Source organism: Methanofollis tationis (genome assembly GCF_013377755.1).
Taxonomy (GTDB): Archaea; Halobacteriota; Methanomicrobia; order Methanomicrobiales; family Methanofollaceae; genus Methanofollis; species Methanofollis tationis.
The window spans coordinates 93210-113015 of the sequence record NZ_JABXWR010000001.1; the positions used below are offsets into that span (position 1 = coordinate 93210).

The 19806-nt window shown below is 55.7% G+C and carries 17 protein-coding genes and 1 pseudogene; 5 read left to right on the forward strand and 13 right to left on the reverse strand.

The annotated features are described in order from the left end of the window. Window positions 1-293: 293 nt before the first annotated feature. From ilvN to HWN36_RS00395, 4 genes are all read right to left on the reverse strand, one after another. Window positions 294-797, reverse strand: a complete 504-nt coding sequence (gene ilvN / locus HWN36_RS00380) for an acetolactate synthase small subunit (RefSeq protein ID WP_176787361.1) — start codon at window positions 795-797, stop codon at window positions 294-296. After that, window positions 794-2467, reverse strand: coding sequence for a biosynthetic-type acetolactate synthase large subunit (ilvB, locus tag HWN36_RS00385; protein ID WP_176787362.1), 1674 nt, complete (start codon window positions 2465-2467; stop codon window positions 794-796). Before ilvB ends, ilvN begins: the two co-directional genes overlap by 4 nt. Next, window positions 2464-3951, reverse strand: coding sequence for a 2-isopropylmalate synthase (locus tag HWN36_RS00390; RefSeq protein WP_176787363.1), 1488 nt, complete (start codon window positions 3949-3951; stop codon window positions 2464-2466). The genes ilvB and HWN36_RS00390 overlap by 4 nt, the downstream gene beginning before the upstream one ends. A 486-nt stretch (window positions 3952-4437) precedes the next feature. Further along, window positions 4438-4803, reverse strand: a complete 366-nt coding sequence (locus HWN36_RS00395) for a DUF4013 domain-containing protein (protein WP_176787364.1) — start codon at window positions 4801-4803, stop codon at window positions 4438-4440. Between the two features lie 80 nt (window positions 4804-4883). Between HWN36_RS00395 and HWN36_RS00400 the strand changes: the two are divergent. Then, window positions 4884-5336 (forward strand): annotated as a pseudogene (locus tag HWN36_RS00400) (transposase); the annotation flags it as partial. Between the two features lie 141 nt (window positions 5337-5477). On the opposite strand, the gene HWN36_RS00405 reads toward HWN36_RS00400, so the two are convergent. Continuing rightward, window positions 5478-6422: an IS5 family transposase gene (locus HWN36_RS00405; protein WP_176787338.1), complete on the reverse strand. Its 945-nt coding sequence runs from the start codon at window positions 6420-6422 to the stop codon at window positions 5478-5480. A 155-nt stretch (window positions 6423-6577) separates the two neighbouring features. On the opposite strand from HWN36_RS00405, the gene HWN36_RS00410 reads away from it, so the two are divergent. Next, window positions 6578-6868: a hypothetical protein gene (locus HWN36_RS00410; RefSeq protein ID WP_176787366.1), complete on the forward strand. Its 291-nt coding sequence runs from the start codon at window positions 6578-6580 to the stop codon at window positions 6866-6868. A gap of 85 nt (window positions 6869-6953) precedes the next feature. Here HWN36_RS00410 and HWN36_RS00415 read toward each other — a convergent pair whose 3' ends face one another. The 6 genes from HWN36_RS00415 to HWN36_RS00440 all read right to left on the reverse strand — a co-directional run bounded on the left by HWN36_RS00415 (window position 6954) and on the right by HWN36_RS00440 (window position 15554). Further along, entirely contained in the window at window positions 6954-10070 is a 3117-nt protein-coding gene (locus HWN36_RS00415) for a type I restriction endonuclease subunit R (protein WP_176787367.1), read from the reverse strand. An 8-nt stretch (window positions 10071-10078) separates the two neighbouring features. Next, window positions 10079-11398: a Fic family protein gene (locus HWN36_RS00420; RefSeq protein WP_176787368.1), complete on the reverse strand. Its 1320-nt coding sequence runs from the start codon at window positions 11396-11398 to the stop codon at window positions 10079-10081. A gap of 161 nt (window positions 11399-11559) precedes the next feature. Continuing rightward, the gene (locus tag HWN36_RS00425) at window positions 11560-12942 is read right to left on the reverse strand and encodes a restriction endonuclease subunit S (RefSeq protein WP_176787369.1); all 1383 of its coding nucleotides are present in this window, start codon (window positions 12940-12942) and stop codon (window positions 11560-11562) included. A 1-nt stretch (window position 12943) separates the two neighbouring features. Next, window positions 12944-13231, reverse strand: a complete 288-nt coding sequence (locus HWN36_RS00430) for a hypothetical protein (protein WP_176787370.1) — start codon at window positions 13229-13231, stop codon at window positions 12944-12946. A 178-nt stretch (window positions 13232-13409) separates the two neighbouring features. Beyond that, on the reverse strand, window positions 13410-14366 hold the full coding sequence (locus tag HWN36_RS00435; RefSeq protein WP_246269914.1) for a transposase: 957 nt from the start codon (window positions 14364-14366) through the stop codon (window positions 13410-13412). Window positions 14367-14396: 30 nt separating this feature from the next. Beyond that, the gene (locus HWN36_RS00440; protein WP_176787372.1) at window positions 14397-15554 is read right to left on the reverse strand and encodes an ISH3 family transposase; all 1158 of its coding nucleotides are present in this window, start codon (window positions 15552-15554) and stop codon (window positions 14397-14399) included. Window positions 15555-15649: 95 nt separating this feature from the next. On the opposite strand from HWN36_RS00440, the gene HWN36_RS00445 reads away from it, so the two are divergent. The 3 genes from HWN36_RS00445 to HWN36_RS00455 all read left to right on the forward strand — a co-directional run bounded on the left by HWN36_RS00445 (window position 15650) and on the right by HWN36_RS00455 (window position 17034). Then, entirely contained in the window at window positions 15650-16087 is a 438-nt protein-coding gene (locus HWN36_RS00445; RefSeq protein WP_176787373.1) for an HNH endonuclease domain-containing protein, read from the forward strand. Next, the gene (locus HWN36_RS00450; protein ID WP_218133164.1) at window positions 16084-16452 is read left to right on the forward strand and encodes an HIT family protein; all 369 of its coding nucleotides are present in this window, start codon (window positions 16084-16086) and stop codon (window positions 16450-16452) included. The genes HWN36_RS00445 and HWN36_RS00450 overlap by 4 nt, the downstream gene beginning before the upstream one ends. A gap of 366 nt (window positions 16453-16818) precedes the next feature. Next, window positions 16819-17034, forward strand: a complete 216-nt coding sequence (locus tag HWN36_RS00455) for a hypothetical protein (RefSeq protein ID WP_176787375.1) — start codon at window positions 16819-16821, stop codon at window positions 17032-17034. Between the two features lie 75 nt (window positions 17035-17109). Here the strand turns inward: HWN36_RS00455 and HWN36_RS00460 are convergent, their stop codons facing one another. Together HWN36_RS00460 and HWN36_RS00465 are read right to left on the reverse strand one after the other, a co-directional pair. Next, window positions 17110-18192 (reverse strand): PmeII family type II restriction endonuclease, encoded by a 1083-nt coding sequence (locus HWN36_RS00460; RefSeq protein ID WP_176787376.1) that lies wholly within the window; start codon window positions 18190-18192, stop codon window positions 17110-17112. An 11-nt stretch (window positions 18193-18203) separates the two neighbouring features. Further along, window positions 18204-19589: a DNA cytosine methyltransferase gene (locus HWN36_RS00465; protein ID WP_176787377.1), complete on the reverse strand. Its 1386-nt coding sequence runs from the start codon at window positions 19587-19589 to the stop codon at window positions 18204-18206. Window positions 19590-19806 lie beyond the last annotated feature (217 nt).

Consider the following 19806-nt stretch of genomic DNA (forward strand, 5'->3'; position numbering starts at 1 on the left):
GAACATGTCAACGGGTTGATCGGCGTCCCGGTGCCGGCCGTCCCATAGGCCTGCGATTGGGGGGATGGATGACAGACCTCCTCCCTGGACATCGCCCCCCGCCTTCCCGGTCCAATCGTGCGCGGGGGTCAGGGGGCAAAAGCCCCCGGCGGGCAGCGTGGGGAAGGCGGGGGACCGGTACGCCCGGATGGAGAGAGAACCTGAACACGGCATGCCGGGGACTGACCGCAGGGAGAGGATCATGTCGGCATCACCCACATGAAACAGCGAAGAGCCAAAAAAAAGGTGTGAGATTATTTCTGTGCCTTCGCCCCTTTCGAGCCGCGCAGGAGGGCGATCTTGCCGGTCCGCACGAACTCCTTGATGCCGTACTGGCGGAGAAGGGTCTCGAGGGCATCGATCTTCTCGGTGTCGCCGGTCACCTCGAGGATGACGCTTCGCGTCCCCACATCGATGATCTGGGCGCGGAAGATGCTGGCAATCTGCATCACCTCGGCGCGGGAGTCGCCGGCCTCGGCTGCGACCTTGATGAGGGCGAGTTCCCGGTCCACCGTGCTCCGCTCGGTGATGTCGGAGACCTTGATCACGTCGATGAGCTTGTTTAACTGTTTTTTGACCTGCTCCACCTCGGCATCGTCCCCGAGGACGACGATGGTCATCCGGCTCATGCCGGGCTCCTCGCAGGTGCCGACAGTCAGGCTCTCGATGTTGAAACCGCGCCTCGAAAAGAGGCCGGCCACGCGCGAGAGGACGCCGGCCTTGTTCTCGACGAGCACCTGCAGGGTGTGCGCCTTCATCTCTGCCGCCTCCCGATCATCTCGTTGATCGCAGCGCCGGCCGGCACCATCGGGAAGACGTTCGCTTCCCGCTCGATCCTGAAGTCGAGCACGAAGGGGCCGTCGCTCTCGAACGCCGCCAGCAGGGCAGGACGGACGTCGGCTTTCTCCTCGACCCGCATGCCGTCGACGCCGTAGGCGCGGGCGATGCCCACGAAGTCGACCGGCGGGAGCTCGGTGTAGGAATACCGGCGGTCGTAGAAGAGCTCCTGCCACTGCCGCACCATCCCGAGGTACATGTTGTTGAGGATGACGACCTTCACCGGGATGTGGTAATGGGCGACGGTGCCCAGCTCCTGGATGTTCATCTGGAAGCTGCCGTCGCCGGCGACATCGACGACCGTCTCATCAGGCCGTGCGAAGTGGGCGCCGATCGCCGCGGGGAAGCCGTAGCCCATCGTCCCGAGACCGCCCGAGGAGATCCAGGTGCGGGGCCGCCTGAAGCAGTAGTGCTGGGCCGCCCACATCTGGTTCTGGCCGACCTCGGTGACGATGATCCCGTTCTCGCCCAGGAGATCGCTCATCTCCGCAAGGATGTAGGCCGGGCCGAGGGCGGCGGACGTGTCCGTTCCCAAAGCCGCGGCCTCCTTCCAGCGGCGGACACGGTCGAGCCAGCCCTCCCGCCCTTCCTTCTTGACGAGACGGTGGAGGATCCGCTGCAAAACGGACTTCGCGTCCCCGACGATCGGGACGTCGACCGGCTTGTTCTTGCCGATCTCGGCCGGGTCGATGTCGATGTGGATCACCCGCGCGTTCGGGGCGAAGGCCTCGATCTTCCCGGTCACCCGGTCGTCGAAACGGACGCCGACGGCGATGAGCAGGTCGCACTCGGTGACGGCGTAGTTCGCCGCCTCGGTGCCGTGCATCCCGATCATCCCGAGGCTTAAGGGGTGGTCGCAGGGAATGGCGCCAAGCCCCATCAGGGTCGTGGTGATCGGGATGAGCATCAGCTCGGCAAGCCTGGCCACCTCCCCGGACGCCCCGGCGGCGATCACCCCGCCGCCGACATAGAGGACGGGGCGGGCGGCATCTGCGATCAGGCCGACCGCTTTCTCGATCTGGAGGGCGTGCCCCTCGTAGGTGGGCTGGTAGCCCCGGAGCCGGGCGGTGCCGACCGGCGGAACCTCCTCGAGCTGGGCGGTCATCACGTCCTTCGGGATGTCGATGAGCACCGGGCCCTGCCTGCCGGTGCCGGCGATGTAGAAGGCGTCCCTCACCGCCTGCGGGAGGTCGGCGGCATGCTTGACCAGGTAGTTGTGCTTGGTGATCGGCATCGTGATCCCGGTGATGTCCGACTCCTGGAAGGCGTCGTTGCCGAGCATGGAGGTCGGCACCTGCCCGGTGATCGCCACCATCGGGACCGAGTCCATGTAGGCGGTGGCGATGCCGGTGACCAGGTTGCAGGCGCCAGGGCCCGAGGTGGCGAGACATACCCCTACGCGCCCCGATGCCCGTGCATACCCGTCGGCGGCATGGGCAGCGGCCTGCTCATGCCGTACAAGAATATGCTGGATCTCTGAGTCGTAGAGTTCGTCGTAGATCGGCAGGACCGAGCCGCCGGGGTAGCCGAAGATCGTCTCCACTCCCTCGCGCTGCAGGCCCTCTAAGAGTATTCTGGCTCCTGTTTTCATCCTCGTTCCTCAAGCAGTCTGTTCATTCCCGAGACCATCGCCTCGACGCTCCCCATGATGATGTCGGTCCGCGCCCCGCGGGAGGTGAGCATCCGCCCATCCCTGCTCAGGCAGACCGTGACATCGACAAGGGCATCGGTGCCGCCGGTGATGGCGTCGACCCGATAGTCTTCGAGGCGTATGTCCCCGGCGCCGGCGACCGCACGGCGCAGGGCCTCGATCGCGGCGTCCACCGGCCCGTTGCCGGTGGCTGCGCAGGTGACCTCGCCGCCGTTGACGGTGAGCGTGACCGATGCCGTCGGAATGACATTGCTTCCTGATACGACGGTCACCTGCTTTAAAGTGATCACCGGCTCCCGCACCAGATCGAGCACGCTGTCGGCGACGGCCATCAGGTCGGCGTCGGTGACCCGTCGCCCCTCGTCGCCGATCGCCTTGACCCGGGCAACGATCTCGGCAATCTGGCCCTCGTCGCAGGCGTAGCCGAGCTCGTGCAGGGCGGCCTGCACCGAAGCGGTGCCCGAGTGCTTGCCGAGCAGGATCCGGCGCGTCCGGCCCACCTGCTCCGGCCTGATCGGTTCGTAGGTGCTGGCGTTGCGCAGCACGCCGTGGGCGTGGATCCCGCTCTCGTGGGTGAAGGCCATCTCCCCGACGATCGCCTTGTTTAAGGGGAGGGGGACGCCGGTCATCTTCGAGACGGCGGTGGCGACATGGTAGAGGCCCGCCGTATCGATCCCGGTCTCCACCCCGTAGAGCACCTCGAGCGCCATCACGAGTTCCTCGATGGGCATGTTGCCGGCCCGCTCGCCGAGACCGTTCACGGTCACGTGGGCTGCGCTCGCCCCGGCCTTCAGGGCAGCGAGGGTGTTGGTCATCGCCATGCCGAGGTCGTCGTGGCAGTGGATGCTCAGGGGCGCAAAGAGGAGGCCGGGGATCACCTCTGCCACCCGTTCGGGCGTGAGGATCCCGACGGTGTCGCAGAAGCAGAGCCGATCGGCCCCGCGTTCCACGCCCCCGCGGAAGAGCCCGGCAAGGTAGTCGGGGTCGGCGCGGGAGGCGTCCTCCCCGGAGAGTTCAACGACAAGGCCGCGCTCCTTGGCGTACTCGACGGCGTCCCATGCCATCTCGCAGACCTGCTCGCGGCTCTTCCTGAGCTTCGCTCCGATATGGAGGTCGCTTACCGGTACGACGAGGTGGACGCAATCGGCGCCGCAGTCGGCGGCGTAGTCGATGTCCAGGGGCAGGGCCCGCACGAAGGTTGCGATCTCTGCGGAGAGTCCGGCACCGGCGACCAGCCTGAGGGCTTCGCGTTCGCCTTCGGAAGCGGCGGCAGAGCCTGCCTCGATCGTAGAAACGCCGAGTTCGGCGAGCATGGTTGCAATCTCAACTTTCTGGGAGGGTTTCAGCGAGACGCCCGGCGTCTGTTCTCCGTCCCGTAAGGTCGTGTCAAAAAAGCGGATTTTATCGACAAATAAAGCAATCACTCATAGTGGAATCACCGGCTATTATGTCGCCGGGCGCGGTATAAAAAGGTTCTTGAAGAGGAGCGGGCAGTTCCCCCGGATTTCCATACATGCTCAACCCGATCTCCCATACGCTCACACAACGCCCGCCTCTGCCCGGGGGTTGCACCCCATTGGAGCAGATTGGGCCGGGAAGGCAGCACAAGGAGTCCGAATGGATCACCACCATCCCCGCACCAATCGCAGTTCTGCGGGGCGGCAGGCCCCCCGGTATCAGCATGCCGATCGACCGCCTTCCCCACGCTGCCGCCCGGGGGCTTTTGCCCTCTGACCCCCGCATACGATTGGACCGGGAAGGCCGGGGCGATGTCCAGAGGAGGAGTCACACGCATCTCCCCTCAATCGCATTCGGCAGGGGGTCCGGGGGGCTGCAGGCCCCCCGGTAGAGAGGCAGAACCTGATTCCCGTACACTCACGCGAAGAGCCAAAAAAAGAAGGAAGCAGGGTTTACGCCTCAGCACTCTCGTAGATGAGGGTCAGATACCGCGCCTCAAAGACGCCGATGAAGGGGCCGATGAGGATCGCAACGGCGGCGATCAGGATGAGGGCAAGAAGCCAGCCGACGAGCGGGATCAGCGCAAGGATGAACGAGACGATGCCCATGGCAATGAGGAAGATCATAACCGCAACGACAAGGACGATCCACACGATGATCAGGGCAAGGATGTAGTTGAGCCACCCGATCCTGCCGATGTGGGCCAGAATCGCCGAGATGTTGAATGCCTCACCGAAGCTGTCGGTCCGCGCAAACCTGATCAGGGCCATAATGGCGATGAGCGAGAAGAGGAAGTAGACGATCGCGCCAACGCTCATCGCGATAGTGTAACGAATTTTCTGTAAAAATAATTTGGCCTTGAATCCAACCTAGATTTGGAAAAAGGAGAAACAGGGCCATGGATCCCTTAGCGTTAATCGAAGATTATCTTTCCGATAATGAGAATGGCATGAAGACCCTCATCACCTGGTTCCTCAACCAGGTGATGCTGCTCGAAGCCCTCCACCAGGCGGGAGCCGAGCAGTATGAACGAACCGATGCGCGGAAGGCTCACCGAAACGGCTACAAGAAGCGATCTCTGAAAACCCGATATGGAGAAACGATCCTCCAGAAACCGCAGTTCCGAGAATTTCCCTTCGAAACACAGGTATTTGGACGCTATTCCCGGGTTGAGAAGGCTCTTGAGAATGCTATCTTTGAATCCTACCTTCAGGGAGTCTCAACCCGCCGGATCCAGGAGATTGTTGCTCATTTTGGCATCGAACAACTCTCTCCTGCTTCAGTATCCAGGATAGCAAAGGACCTCGATGAACAGGTCCATGCATTCCTTCAGAGGCCTATTGAACAGGAGAGGACTTCGATCAACCCCCTCATTTTTCAAAAGATCGGTCTTCACCCCCCGATTCCTCGTTGAATTCCCGCGATTTTTACGTCACACCTCTCAATTCACTTTATTATCCCTCCTTTTTCTCTCACGAAAGATAGCTGCCGCTCAAGCAGTCTGTCGTTCAATTGTCAGCAGTTGTTTCAGGTTGAATGAAAGACACGAGAAGAGACATTTGACATGCGCTCGTGCGCAGGTTGTCACCCGGACATAACCTGCACGAAATTCCGTTTTGATCACGGCAAAGGGTCGCTCCACCAGGGATCGCGTCCTGCTGATTGCCTTGTTTCTGCGTTTCTCCTTGAGGGAAAGCGGATGATTTCGGACGGCGCGGTGCATGGTCTTGTCCATGGATGCTCGGGGCTTCACGCCGAAATATCCCTTGTCCCGGTAGACCGTCTCCCCCTTCTCTGAGAGGTCGATCTGGCTGTCGTGGAGAGCAGCGGTCGTTGTTGTGATCCGTCTGATGAGTTGATGATCTTTGTCCAGGAGAATATGGAGTTTGTATCCGAAATACGATTTCGAACCCTTCTTCGTCCAGGTGCCATCGCGGCTTCGCCGCGTTTTTGCCTGGTCTCCGCGAGGGGTATCTGCACGCGCATGACCGGGATCTGAGGTGATGAAACTTGCGTCCTGGATCACGCCTCGCCGGATCGTCAATCCTTTCTGGTCGATCTGACGTTGCAACTCCCCCCAGATGGCCGTATCTTTTCCCGTTGCGATCAGGCGTTCGCGGAAGAGCCAGATCGTCGAATTATCAGGGATTTTTGTCGGGTACCCGAGAAAGTGGCGGAAAGAAAGGCGATCATATGCTTCACGTTCGAGCTGCGGATCAGAAAGACCATACCACTGCTGAAGAACGAGAAGTTTGATCATGAAGACAACATCATAGTTCGGACGGCCGCCTTTTCCCTCGTCATTTGTGTACAGATCAGAAAGGAGGGGGCGGAAGGCATCCCAGTCGATCAAAGAGGAGACTTCACCCAGGGTGTTCCCGAGTTCAGATAGTTTGGCATATTCGTCCCGAATTGCAAAATTGAAGAATGTGCTCATTGAAAAAGGATCGATCCGAGAATACATAGTACTTTCGGAGGGAGGTATTTCGAAATCCTCATAGTACTTTCGGAGGGAGGTATTTCGAAATCCTCTGCAGTATGTGCCAGGCAAAACTTCCCCATGCAAAAGAATGGGTGACGGATCACAAGAAGATGAGAGAGTCCCTGAAGAAAGGTGACAGAAAAATCGAGAAGGTGCTGCACGAATGCCTGGGCGACGAGACGTTCAGGAGCCGTATCTTCTTCCTCTTCCTCGCCCGCGCATGTGAGAGGACACAAGATCCTCCCTTCACCTGTGAGCGCTACCTGAGGGAGGAGATCCTCGCACTGGTGGTTCTGGAGGCGCTCAGGGGGGGATGGGCTAACTGTGCTGAGTGTCCGGGAGCGGGGGAGAGCGCCGGTACAGTCGAAGACCGGGAAGTCGATCACGATCGCCTCGACTGAGGGAATGTGTCGGTGCCGGGGCATGAGGAGATCACGATCGGGGTGAATGTGTACAGAAAAAAGTGAGAGTGTCATAAGAGGAGGCTTATGCCTCCCCTGAAATCTCCCGGCACACCTGCTCTGCCTGCATGAGCACCAGCTGCGTGGCCTCCTCCTGTTTGTCAGGCGGGTATTTATACTGCCTCAGAATCCTTTTGATTGTCCTCCGCATCCGTGCCCTGACATTTTCTTTGCGTGACCAGTCGATGGTGACATTCTCCTGCACTTTGACGACCAGTTCGCTGGCAATCTTCCGCAGGTCCTCGTCGGCCATCACCTCACGGGCGCTCTGGTTGTTTGCGAGAGCGTCGTAGAAGGCGATCTCGGCCTCTGAGAGGCCCATTTTCTCGCCCCGCTTGACCTCCTCGCGGATCTGGCGTGCGGTCTCGATCAACTGCTCGATAATGACCGCCGTCTCGACCGAGCGGTTCTCGTAGTTCAGGATTGTCTGGTCGAGCATCTCGGAGAATTTTCTGGACTGGACCACGTTTTTCCGCATCCTGGTCTTGATCTCGTCGTTGATCAGTTTCCGCAGGAGTTCAACGGCGAGGTTTTTTTGCGGAAGTCCTCTGACTTCTGCAAGGAACTCGTCTGAGAGGATGGAGATGTCGGGGTTGCTCAGGCCGGCGGCCTTGAAGATCTCGACCGGGCCGTCGAGAGCGATGGCCCCTGAGATCAACTGGTTGACGGCATGGTCGAGGACGTCGGCAGGTTTACCTTTCCTGACGGTGTTTTTGAGGATCGAGGCACGGACCGACTGGAAGAAGGTGACGTCGTCCCTGATCTCCCCTGCTGCTTCTTCGGTGACGGCCAGGGCATAGGCCGCCGAGAGTTGCATGACGGTGTCCAGGAAGTCTTCCTTGCCGTCGGGTTGTTTGAGGATGTGGTTCATGCCGCCGGTGATCAGGGCAAGCCGGCCCATCGGGTCGCCGCTCTTCCATTCTGACCATTTGAAGCCGTGCATCAGGTCGCAGCAGATCTGGTGCTTCTCCAGCATCATGGCGACGGCCTCTTCGAGTTCGTAGACGGTAAGGCCCTTGTGTTTCGTTGTGGTGTATTCGGCGAGGGCCGTCTTCATCCTGGGTGCGATACCGATGTAGTCGACCACAAGGCCACCTGGTTTGTCCTTGAAGACGCGGTCCACGCGGGCGATGGTCTGCATCAGGCCGTGGCCCTGCATGGGTTTGTCGACGTACATGGTGGTGAGGCAGGGGGCGTTGAAGCCGGTGTTCCACATGTCACGGACGATGACGATCGTGAAGGGATCGTCGGGGTCTTTGAACCGTTTTCTCAGGCCCCGGATCTGCTGTTTTGTCCGGATGTGTTTCTGCCAGTCCAGCCTCTCTCCGGGGGTGCCGGACATGATGACCTTGATGGCGCCGGCGGTGTCGTCGTCGCTGTCCCATTCGGGGTGGAGGCGGACGAGGGCGTTGTACATCTCGACACAGATCCGGCGGCTCATGCAGACGATCATGGCCTTGCCGGGGAGGACTTCCTGCTGTTGTGCGAAGTGGCGGTCGATGTCTGCGGCGATGGTCTCGATCCGGTGCGGTGTGCCGACGACGGCTTCGAGGGCGGCCCATTTGGATTTTATTTTGCCTCTGGTGTCTTCGTCCTCTTCTGAGACGATGTCGTCGAGTTCTTCGTCGAGTTTTGGCTTTTCTTCGTCGGGGAGGTCGAGTTTGACGTGCCGCCCTTCGTAGTAGATGGGGACGGTGACGTGGTCTTTTTGTGCCTGGAGGACGTCGTAGGTGCTGATGTCGTCGCCGAAGACCTGCCGGGTGTCGCGGTCCTTGAGGGAGATGGGGGTGCCGGTGAAGCCGATGGCGGTGGCGTTGGGGAGGGCCTGCCTGATGTATGCGGCAAAGCCGTATCTGATGTGGCCGGTCTTTTCGTTGATATGGCCTGTGAAGCCGTACTGGCTTTCGTGGGCTTCGTCGGCGATTAAGATGATGTTGCGCCGGTCGGAGAGGAGGGGGTGGTGTGCTTCTTCTTTGGTGGGGAAGAATTTCTGGACGGTGGAGAAGACGATGCCGCCGGCCTGCCGGCCGTGGAGGAGGTCCCTGAGGTTGGCCCGGCTTGCGGCCTGGACGGGTTCCTGCCTGAGGTGGTCCTGGCATTCGGCGAAGGTGTCGAAGAGCTGGTCGTCGAGGTCGTTCTGGTCGGTGAGGACGACGATGGTCGGGTTTTTCAGGTCAGCGGCGAGGGCGAGTTTGCGGGCGTAGAATACCATGGTAAGACTTTTGCCCGAGCCCTGGGTGTGCCAGATGACGCCGCCTTTCTGGTCGCCGCCCGTTGATGCGGCGCGGATGGTGCTTTCGATGGCGGCTTTGACGGCGAAGAACTGGTGGTAGCCGGCATTGATCTTGGTGAGGCTGGTGCCGCTGTTCTGGAAGAGGATGAAGTCCTGGAGGTATTCGGTGAGGCGGTGGGGGTGGAAGAGGCCGTGGATGAGGACGTCGAGTTCCGGGGTGGCCTCGGGGGCGGTGGTGTCGCCGTCGACCGTGCGCCAGGGCATGAAGTATTCTCTGCCGGCGGTGAGCGATCCGGTGCGGGCCTCGACGCCGTCGGAGATGACGAGGAGTTCGTTGGTGGCGAAGAGGGAGGGGATCTGTTGTATGTAGGTCTGGAGCTGGTTGTAGGCGGTCCAGATGTCAGTGGCGGGGTCGGCGGGGTTTTTGAGTTCGATCACGGCGATGGGGAGGCCGTTGACGAAGATGACGATGTCGGGCCGACGGTTACGGTTGTTCTCGGTGACGGTGTACTGGTTGACGGCGAGCCATTCGTTGTTTTCAGGGGTGGCAGGATCGAAGATCCGGACCGGGGCGCTGCGGATGCGGCCGTCTGGACCGCGGTATTCGACGGTGACGCCTTCGGTGAGGTGCTGGTGGAAGGTGCGGTTGGTTTCGATGAGGGAGGGGGAGGCGGTGCGGATGAGTTTCCTGAAGGCCTCGTCGAGGGCCTCGCGCGGGAGGTCGGGGTTGATCCTGGCGATGGCGTCCTGCAACCGTCGGGTGAGGAGGGGCTGGTCGTAGTTTTCGCGCTCCGGGGTTGTTCCGTCGGGGGCGATGTCAGGGCCGTGGAGGATGGTGTAGCCCATCTCTGCAAACCAGGCGAGCGCCGCGGTCTCGACTTCGTCTTCGGTGAAGGTGTGGTGTCCCATTTGTTCGCCTATTTCTTTTTCTCGTCCCAGAGGTCGCATCCTTCGTTGAAGATGAAGATGAACTCCCGGCCGCGTTTTTCTTTTCTGATGTAGCCCTGGTCGGCGAGGCTGAGGAGGTCGGTCCTGGCCGTCTGGTAGACGACGCCGTGGGTCTCCGAGACCTCTCTGATGGTGAAATACTCGTCGCTGTGCTCCATCATCTGTCGCAGGATGTCTGCCTGCCTTTGATTGATGTTTTGGATAGTTTTAATTATCGCTTTTGTTGCGTTCTGCTCGCTCTGTTTTTTCTCGATGTAGGCGAGCAGGTCTCTCCGGGCCTCATCGATGCACCGGATATGATACTGGATGAAGTAGGTAAGGTCCATCTCGTCGTATTCGGTGTGGAGGTAGGCGAGGGCGTAGTCTTTCTTGGACCGGAGGATGATCCGGGAGATGGGCATGTACTCGAAGAGCCAGTAGCCCCGAGAGAGGACGTACCAGTAGAAGATGCTGCGTGCGGTCCTGCCGTTGCCGTCCTCGAAGGGGTGGATGTAGCCGATGAGGAAGTGGAGGATGATCCCCTTTATGATGGGGTGGATGAATGTGCCGGCATCGTCGTCAGGGGCGTTTGCAAACCGGCAGAGTTCTTCGATCATCTCCCAGATTCTGGTGTGCTCCGGGGGTGTGTGGTGGACGACGCCGGTGACCGGGTCGGCGACGACAATCTCATCGTTGTCTCTGAACCGCCCGACGGCCCCCTCGTCCAGGGTGTTCTCGGTGACAAAGAGGTGGATGTCGATGATGAACTCCGGGGTGAGGGGAGTGTCCTTCTGGTCCCGGATGTAGCGCATCGCCCGGTAGTTGTTGACGATCATCTGCTCGGACTTATCCCGTGGCTCTCTCCCCTTCCGGAGCATCTCTTTGGCGACCCTGTGGGTGGTCGCCGCCCCTTCGAGGACGCTGGAAGCGATGGCCTCCTCCATGAGCGAGTTGATGATGTAGGACTGTTCGAGCCTGATGGTCTTGTTATGGATCTGGATCGTGCCGGAGAGGTACTGGTCGAAGATGTGGAGGCTGCGCGAGATTTCGGGTGTGGTCGAGTATTTCAGGTCGAGGGGCGGGTAGGGGACGGGTTCGTAGCGCATGGTACGGAGTATCTTCATCGTCGCCCAGGTGGCCATCCGCTTCTCGGCGTCGGGGACGCGGTACCTGAGGTCGTCCCAGGAGAGGTAGCGGGCGTTGTATTCGGTCACCGCCTGTCTGAACTCCGGGTCGCGCTGGACTGTATTGATCGTGCGGAGGGCGGTTTCGTCCCACGTTGTGGGTGGCTTTTCCGGGAGTTTTTTCATGGGTCGACCTGCCAAATACTAATTTGATACAGTTTAGTATTTCATTAGTATTTCGATCCCGATCGATAAAATACTAATTTTACACAAATTAGTAGTTCGTTAGTATTTCACGGGGGGAGAATAAGGGTCGGGGGAGGGATGGCGTCTTTCCCTTCTGAGGTTCACCATCGACGTGCCTGTGTCTGTTCTATGGTGGCTCTCTCTCCTTCGTCAACCGGCACCCTGACCTCCCCGGAGATGAGTCTGGGGAGGAGGGTGTCGCGGAGGGCGGCGAGGGTGCGGGATTCTTCGTCCTTCTGCTTGATAAGCACCATAATAGATTTTACAATCCTCTCAAAACTTTTTGCAATGTCAGAGGACGGAACAACAACCAGATAGTTCTCAAAACAAGAAGCGGAGACCCTCTGCCGTCCACTTGTTCCAGTCATATTCAGGATTGCATATGTTCGGAGTTCTTCCGATCTCGCAAGGCAGTAGCCATATTCCTTTGGCAGAGGAGGCTTTGGTCGGAATACAATGTATTCGGTAGATCCCCACCCTACCTGATCGTCCTTCAGGAAATCGACATATGCAGTTTTTCCGTTTTCAAGGCATGGGGTGATTCGAGCGAGAAGGGTATCACCATTCATGAACTTGACACCAGATCCGAATGGTCGGTCCACCCATTCGATAGCGCGATGCCCTTGCATGGGCATGTTCTTCATATCAAGGTAAGGAGCGACCTCCCCTTTCGACAGAGAAACACGTGGGTTAACTTCGATGACCTCAGTAAGAGGTGCAACTCTCCACCCAACCGGCACCTCCCGTCCATCCACCTCCTCAAACCCATCAGGAAACAGCGCCGCCGTCTCCTCGTCCATGCCAGCGGGCGCCCGCCCCTCGGCCTTCGCCCGCACCGGGTCGAAGTCCACGAACCATGATGTGAAGAGCGCCTGCGCCATCGCTTCGAGGGTGGCGTTTATTTTGCGGTTCAGTTCGATTTTGTCGTCGAGGGAGGAGAGGATGCGGGCGATGGCGTGTTGTTCGGGGAGAGGGGGATAGTATATCGGAATGTCGCTGAGAATTTTGGTATTCAATGAAGGCATTGTGGCCCCAACTGCAATACTTCGGATGTATTCTTTAAACGAATCCAAACCGAAAAAATACGACAAATAAACGGGATCAATAACTTCTCGATTCACCCTGACGCGAAGGCATCTGCCCGAAAAAAGCCATCCATCTTCTGTTTTTCGGACCAGTGCCCTTCGATCCACAGATCCTACACGGCTAAAAACAATGTCTCCGCACTTCAGAGAATATTTTTTCAATCTAATTCTATCTTCATCAGAAACAAAAGGCGTATTTTCATGGAGTATTCGATTCTCTCCTAAATGTTCAACTGTTATTATCGGCGTTCCTGATTCAACATAATCTTCATTATGCAACTGACTCCCAAATGGGCCAGTTTGGACTCCAACTTTTGGTATGCAAATCTGTTCTAGTTTTGACTCAGAGAAATCACACGAAATATGGCCATAGAGAGTTAATTGGGTTTTTACTGTCATATTACCACCAAATCTCTTTAAGTATTGCAGCAGCAACTGTTCCTGCCATGTCACCGATGAACATCTCTGGAAGAGCATCAACAAAAATTTCAATCGCGTTTGAAATAATCTCTACACTCTCCTCTATTGATTCAGGTTTAACAAATAATAATAAAATAAGGGGAATAAGGAGAATAAATGACCCTATATCTGAGTAGATTTTGTAAATATTATATCCACAGAGAATAGTTGTGCCAAATCCTAGAATAGCAAAGAGAACGCAAACTAAAAAAAATGATAAATAATCCATCCTGCTCCCCTAATTAATTCTATTAAAGAACTCTGTTCTTATTTTCAAAGCCAAATGAGCACCAAAGGAAATTTATAGGGTCTTTCTTCTCCATAGTCTCATTTATTATTTTCTTCATTAAAAGAGATAAATTCCAAAAACATCTTTCCCATCTCTGTTGTTCTTGAACCCAAACTCCTCAAGCATTAGGGAATATATCGAGTTCCAGTTTCTCCGCGATCTTCCGCACCCCCTTCGGCACCTCGGTGATCCGTCTCTCCTCCCCCGCTCCCACCGCGTACACCTTTGAGAGTTTCAGCAGCAGCCCCTGCGGTGACAGGTGCGCTGTCATCCCCGCCCTCTTGATCCGGTTCAGGATCCGGCAGTAGAGATAGAGACAGAGAAACCCGACAAAGACATGGCCGAACACCGCCGTTGCGTCCCGGAGGTAGAGCTTGTCTGCCTGGATCAAACTCTTGAACGCAGCAAAATGGTCCTCGACCAGGTTTCTCGACTTATACATCTGGTAGATCTCCTGGGGCTCCGCCTTCACCGAGGAGAGGATCAGGATCCGGCCCGCACGCTTCAGCCTCACGTTCAGCGCTTCCCGATCGATCTCTCCCTCCTCCAGCAGGCGGTAGAGGGTCTTCTCCTCTTCGACCTTCAGGTCGGCATCCTCGTAGAGATAGAGTGTCAGTCCGTCGATCTCCCTTTTACCGGCATGGATCAGCCGTTTGTGGTAGAAGAAGTGGTCGGTGAGATGGATCCTGATCTCGTACCTGGTGCTATTGCGGCGTTGCGGGAGGACGAACGGGATCTTCGCCTTGATCAGGGCTGCTTCATTCTTCTCTGAGACGAATCCACGATCGAGGACAAGGATCCCTCCTGGTGCTGCGATCTCGGCGAGGGATCCAACGAGAGTCGAGACATCCCTGACCGAACCCGGCAGGGCGCGGATCATCACCGGAAGGCCGGTGTCCATGGCGCTGAAGAGTGCAATGTTCACCTGGGGCAGCCAGACCCCTTCAGCGTTGTAGCCGAACTCTGCCAGGTTTACGGTGTCGGAGGAAGAGAAGATGAACGAGAGGTCGTAGATGAGCCGGTTCGATTGTGAGGAGAGGTACCAGTACTTCTCTAATTCCTTCCTCCCTCTCATTTCATTCAACGGCGTTTCTCGCTCCCTTTCCTAAACAGGATTCCTTAACACAGGAATGGCTCTGGCACCCCTCATCGATGTGCGGATCGCCTCCCAGATTATGCACATGAAGGAGCTGAACCGGAAGCCGCGCACCTCAATGGTTTGTGGTCCCTGTTTCACGGGGGAAAAGTGCTTCCAGAGTAGATCGATCCAGATATTCTTGAGGAGGAACGATATTATGGCGTAGAGATACCGGATGACCGGGTTTTTTGTGCTCGTACGGGGTTTCACCTGGTTGCGCATCCGATAGGACGATTCAATCGAGAACCTGGACCGATAGGTCTGATGGACCCGATGGGGATTCCACCGGAGGTTTCCCACGACGTAACCCAGATTCTCAACGCCGCGCTTACCCCGTTTTCCTTTTGCATACTTCACGGCAATCGCAATCTTCAGGACCAGCACCGGTTTTCCGTGCATCCGATATTCAGCATACCGGGAGTGGGTTCCCTGGAGGACTTGTTTCATCCTTTTCCCGTGTTTCCTGACAGGAACGATGAACGGCACCTGGACGTCCATCAGAAACCCGAGCACCTTCCGGGTGTAGAACTCCCGATCCAGGCAGAGAACTTCGATGCGAAGACCGAGTTCAGTGATCCGATCGAGACATTGCGCGATGTATCCGACCTTCGAGGTATCCCGGCGCACCGGGAACACGGCCAGCGTCATCTGCCGGTTCCTGGTGGTCACATACAGAGTGATGTAGGAATAAAACTCATTTGTTGACTTTTTACGCTTACTTCGCACGATATAGGCTTCGTTCTCCTCATCGGTTGACCCGTAGTACGGATCGTTGGTAAAGTCAATCGCAAACTGATAGGCGTACCCCGGTTTGAGGACGTGGTGCATATGGGTGGTGAGGATCGAGGTGTTATTCTGCTCCAAATCGGCCATATCGAGTTTTTTGAGGTGGTAGCGAACGGACGTTTCGCACGGTACCCGATCCAGGATGTGGGTGATTGAGTGAACTGACTGATTCATTACAGCCATGCCGACCAAAGAAGAAATCAAGTCCGTTTGAGTGAGTTTTCCCTGAATGGGAATGGTTAGATGCTGATCCAGTGCCGAAACAACAGGGGCGCAACAGTCTTTAGGTTTCAGAATGTTGCTCTTTCTGCAGGTCACCCTCGATTTAGGTAAAGGCATGAGGGGAAGCCTGCAATCTATATAGATCTTTCGATTTTGGGCGGGCTTCGGGCGGTAGAGGGGGATTTGGGGTCTCTAAAATTAGCGAAGTACTGATGCCGACGACCGAACGGGCGATCGCCGATGCACGGGGGATCTACCGCTCGGCCCTTGAGGGCGGCGGGCTCAGGTGCGTCTGGTCGGGGCGGACGATCCCTTCGGCATCGGAGATGCACATCGACCACCTCCTCCCCTTCTCGATCTGGAGGAACAACGACCTCTGGAACCTCCTGCCCACCCTCGGATCGGTCAATACAAAAAAGAGCGACCGCATCCCCGACCCCCATTTCCTGAAGAGGCGAAAGGAGGAGATCGTCGGGTGCTGGGATCTGCTCCATGACCGCCTCCCCGGCCGGTTCGAGGAGGAGATCAGGATCTCCCTCATCGGCCCCCGTGCACCCTGGAGCGACTGGCAGGACCTGGCGATCGAGCACCTCGCCGACAAATGCACATACTTAATTGAGATCCGGGGCTACGAGGCATGGGCGCTATGACCTGTCCGTTCTGCACCCCCGAACCCTCAGAGGTCGTGCTCGCAAACGACCTCTGCTATGCCAGATACGACCGCTACCCGGTGAACCCCGGCCACCTGCTGATCATCCCGTTCAGGCATGTTGCAGACTTCTTCGACGCCACCGCCGAGGAGCAGGAGGCCCTGCTCGCCCTGGTCAGGGAGGCGAAGGCCCACCTCGACCGCGAGTTCAGCCCCGACGGCTACAACCTCGGCGTGAATGTCGGGGAGGCCGCCGGCCAGACGGTGATGCACCTGCACATCCACCTGATCCCCCGGTACCGGGGGGATATCGAGAACCCGCGGGGCGGGGTGCGGGGGGTTATTCCGGAGAAGCGGGTGTATTGAGGGGAGAGATCCGATCGAATAGGGGGAAAGATTGCGCCCATCCTATGGTCTGGCTGGAGGCATCTTTGCCCTAACAGGGCGACGTCATAACCGGCCAGACCAGACCAGGTGTATCAAGATCCAATAACACTCAGTGATTATTGCATCCACGCCCTCACACCCTACGGCGAGCAGAACGATAGAGTATTTTAAAATCCTCAAGAATAAAATCGGAAGATTAAATATGCCCGATATATTTGATCAGCGTATGCGAAACGAGATCAGAGTATTCGCGGCGCTGATAATCTTTTGCGCCCTGGTCGCGGGCATCGTCGCATGGTCCGGGGCGGCGGAGGCCGGGGGCGCTACCGTATGCGTTGACGGATATTGCACGCCGGCGGAGGCGGCAGCGGGGTGTATTGCGGCGGCGTCAATATCTATTCTCACCGCGTGGTCTTCGGCCCGATCCCGGCGGGGGAGGCGGTTAGAGATGTTTCTGTTGTTTCTCTCTCCCTCTCGCCGTCCGAGGTGGCTGGCGGGGATCGCCTGGAGTTGAGGATTGATGAGGTCGCTGTCGATGCGGCCGCTCAGCCGTCCGGGTGAGATCCCTCAATCGCAACCACTGCCCCTGGGGGAGGAGCCGCCGAGAGGCGGCAGGCGGGGAATGTCGGGGGGATGTTAGATCCCTTCATCATAAAAAGCAGTCATAGCAGTTGTAAGCAAAAACAATTCCTCTTCACTGAAATCATTTTTAATCCAAGTTGGTAAACTTTTTTGAGGGAACTGCAATTTTGAAAGAGCCATTGAAAGTTCCCTGATCTTCTTATTAACTCCTCCTTCAACAGATTTTCTATCAATTCCTATTGAAAGTGCCTTTGATAGCCCAAGCAATATTTCAAGAAATACATGTTGTGCCGAGCTTGGATCAGTAGGACTCCCCATAAAGGCCCAATATTCTATCCCAATTTTCCGATATACCCGAACAGTTCTAGTTTCTCTATCTATCAAGACACCAGGACATCGTTCCCGGTCTTCCTCAACGAAACCATTGTCCAATAATTTTGCGAGGATCTGATTCTCTTTATTATTAGTGGTCTTGTCAGTCCCATAAGTAAGGCCAACAACCACATCAATCGATTTTACAGATCTATTGTTTCTTTTTGACTCATTGATCCAAGTTTTGTAATTATTTCTTATAGCATCCGTCATTGCTTGGACTTGACTGTCATTGATAGTATTAGGCCCACTTTTTATGGTAACAAAATATCTATGGTCACCTACTACAACAGACTTGTCGATCTCCCGCCAAACCGATCCCACTCGTTTCTGAGCTTTTTCCTCGCGAGTAAACCCTTCAAGCCCTTTAAACTCTGCAATTTTCTCCAAGGGTTCTTCCCAATGTGTTGTTGAGTTAATTGGATATTGCCCAACAAATGCTGATTCAATAGATTTACCAAATGAGGTCTCAAGGGCCATGTAAAACTTGCTATTAAATATAAAGTCCGCAAATCTGGCCGGGTCATCAAGATCCAAGACGCTCGCGGATGTCAATAAGACATAAGGATTTGTACGATAGTCTGCTAAATTTTCTCTCTTATCAAAGGCTTTTGGCAAATTGTCCCGAATATATACAGATACAGATTCAGCAATCCTATCGACTCTTTCTTTATCAACATGAGAAAACAAATCCGAAATTTTTGACGTCTCAAAAACACTTTTTTTAGATTTTAGGATCCTGTAAAAGGAATTTTTTGCTACCATAACAAACAGACCTAAGACATACTGCGGTTCTTACGTTTGGTTTTCGGTTGAGAATATTTAGCCCCTCCGTTTTGCTTTCCATCCTCCCATACGATCGTTTCTCCTTTTTTATACCACTGACGGGTTCTGACGTGAGATTGAATATATGTGATTTTGAAATTTTCACTTCGAGCAGGATATGGTTGCCAGTCCCTTACTTTCAGTTTTTCTAGGTACGAAACTATTACTTCGCCAGCAACCTTGCCAAGACGGACAGGGACAGCGTTTCCGACTTGAGCATATTGTTGGGCCACCGTTCCAACCAGTTCCCAATCATCAGGGAACTCTTGAATCCTCGCATATTCTCGGAGTGTTAGTGTACGGACATCTTGAGGATGGCAAAGAGCCATTGAAGCATGGTTGGGCATCGTTAACAATGTAGGACAAGGGAGGTCGTAACTTAACCTTCTCCACCACCCTGATCTGCCACCTTTCGCATACCAAGCTTTCCCCATAGATTCTTTCTGATCCTCAATAGGGAGGCTTCGCCAGTTTGAACCCTCTGGTACTTTGCTGAGATAATATTTTTTTCGAGGGCTGAAATCTAGTATAACTGGATCTTCCTCCTTCAAATATCCTATTGCATCTCTGAGAGTTTTCCAAGGTTTAAGTTCTTGATCCTCTGGGCCGGGGAGTTTACTCTGACCATAATTTGCCTGGCGAGAGCCATGGGTCGGATCCGGGAAATTTACTAGAGTATTATATCTATTCCCAATAAACAGAACCCTCTCACGGATCTGAGGAGCCCCATAATTAACAGCATTTACCTCAAAACAGTCGAAGCAATAGGAATGACCATTAATCTTTTTCAAATCCTCGGCAAAAAGACGGACAACTGATCCTGGTTGTTCATCGTCTTCAAGTGGTGCTCCTCCATTTTCTGGCCTCTCTGCGATGGGCCTGTGCCTCAGGGCAGCGGACATCAGCCCCCTTACGTTCTCCATAAGGAAGAAACGGGGTTGTATCTCCTTGATGAAACGTAAATACTCCCATAAGAGGGTTCCACGAGGATCTTGAACGGTACCCCTCTTACCAGCAGTACTGAAGGACTGACATGGTGGACCCCCCGCGATAAGATCAACTTCTCCGGGCCTGAGGCCGACCGCGTCCAATATCTCTTGTGGACTGATATTCCGAATATCTCCCTCAAATATTTTCAGATCTTTGGATAGGCGACCCTTTTCCTGGTTCAGACGTATTGTGTCACAAAAAACCTTCTCTTTTTCTACGCAGGCGATTATTTCAAATCGTCCTGTACATTCTAAGCCAAGGTCAAGGCCCATCGCCCCGGAAAATAATGATATTACATTAAATTTAGTCTGCGGGAACTTGGTAACAAATGTAGTATTATCAGGCATTATATCACCGACAGGGCAAAACGCACATAGTGAATTCATTTCTAATTTTTAAAGACATTATTGATGTTCATTATGTGATTTCAACATGAAGTACGTGTCGCAGTTATTCGAGGACTTCGATCAACCCCCTCATTTTTCAAAAGATCGGTCTTCACTCCCCGATTCCTCGTTGAATTCCCGGGATTTTTACGTCACGCCTCTCAATTCCCTCTATTAT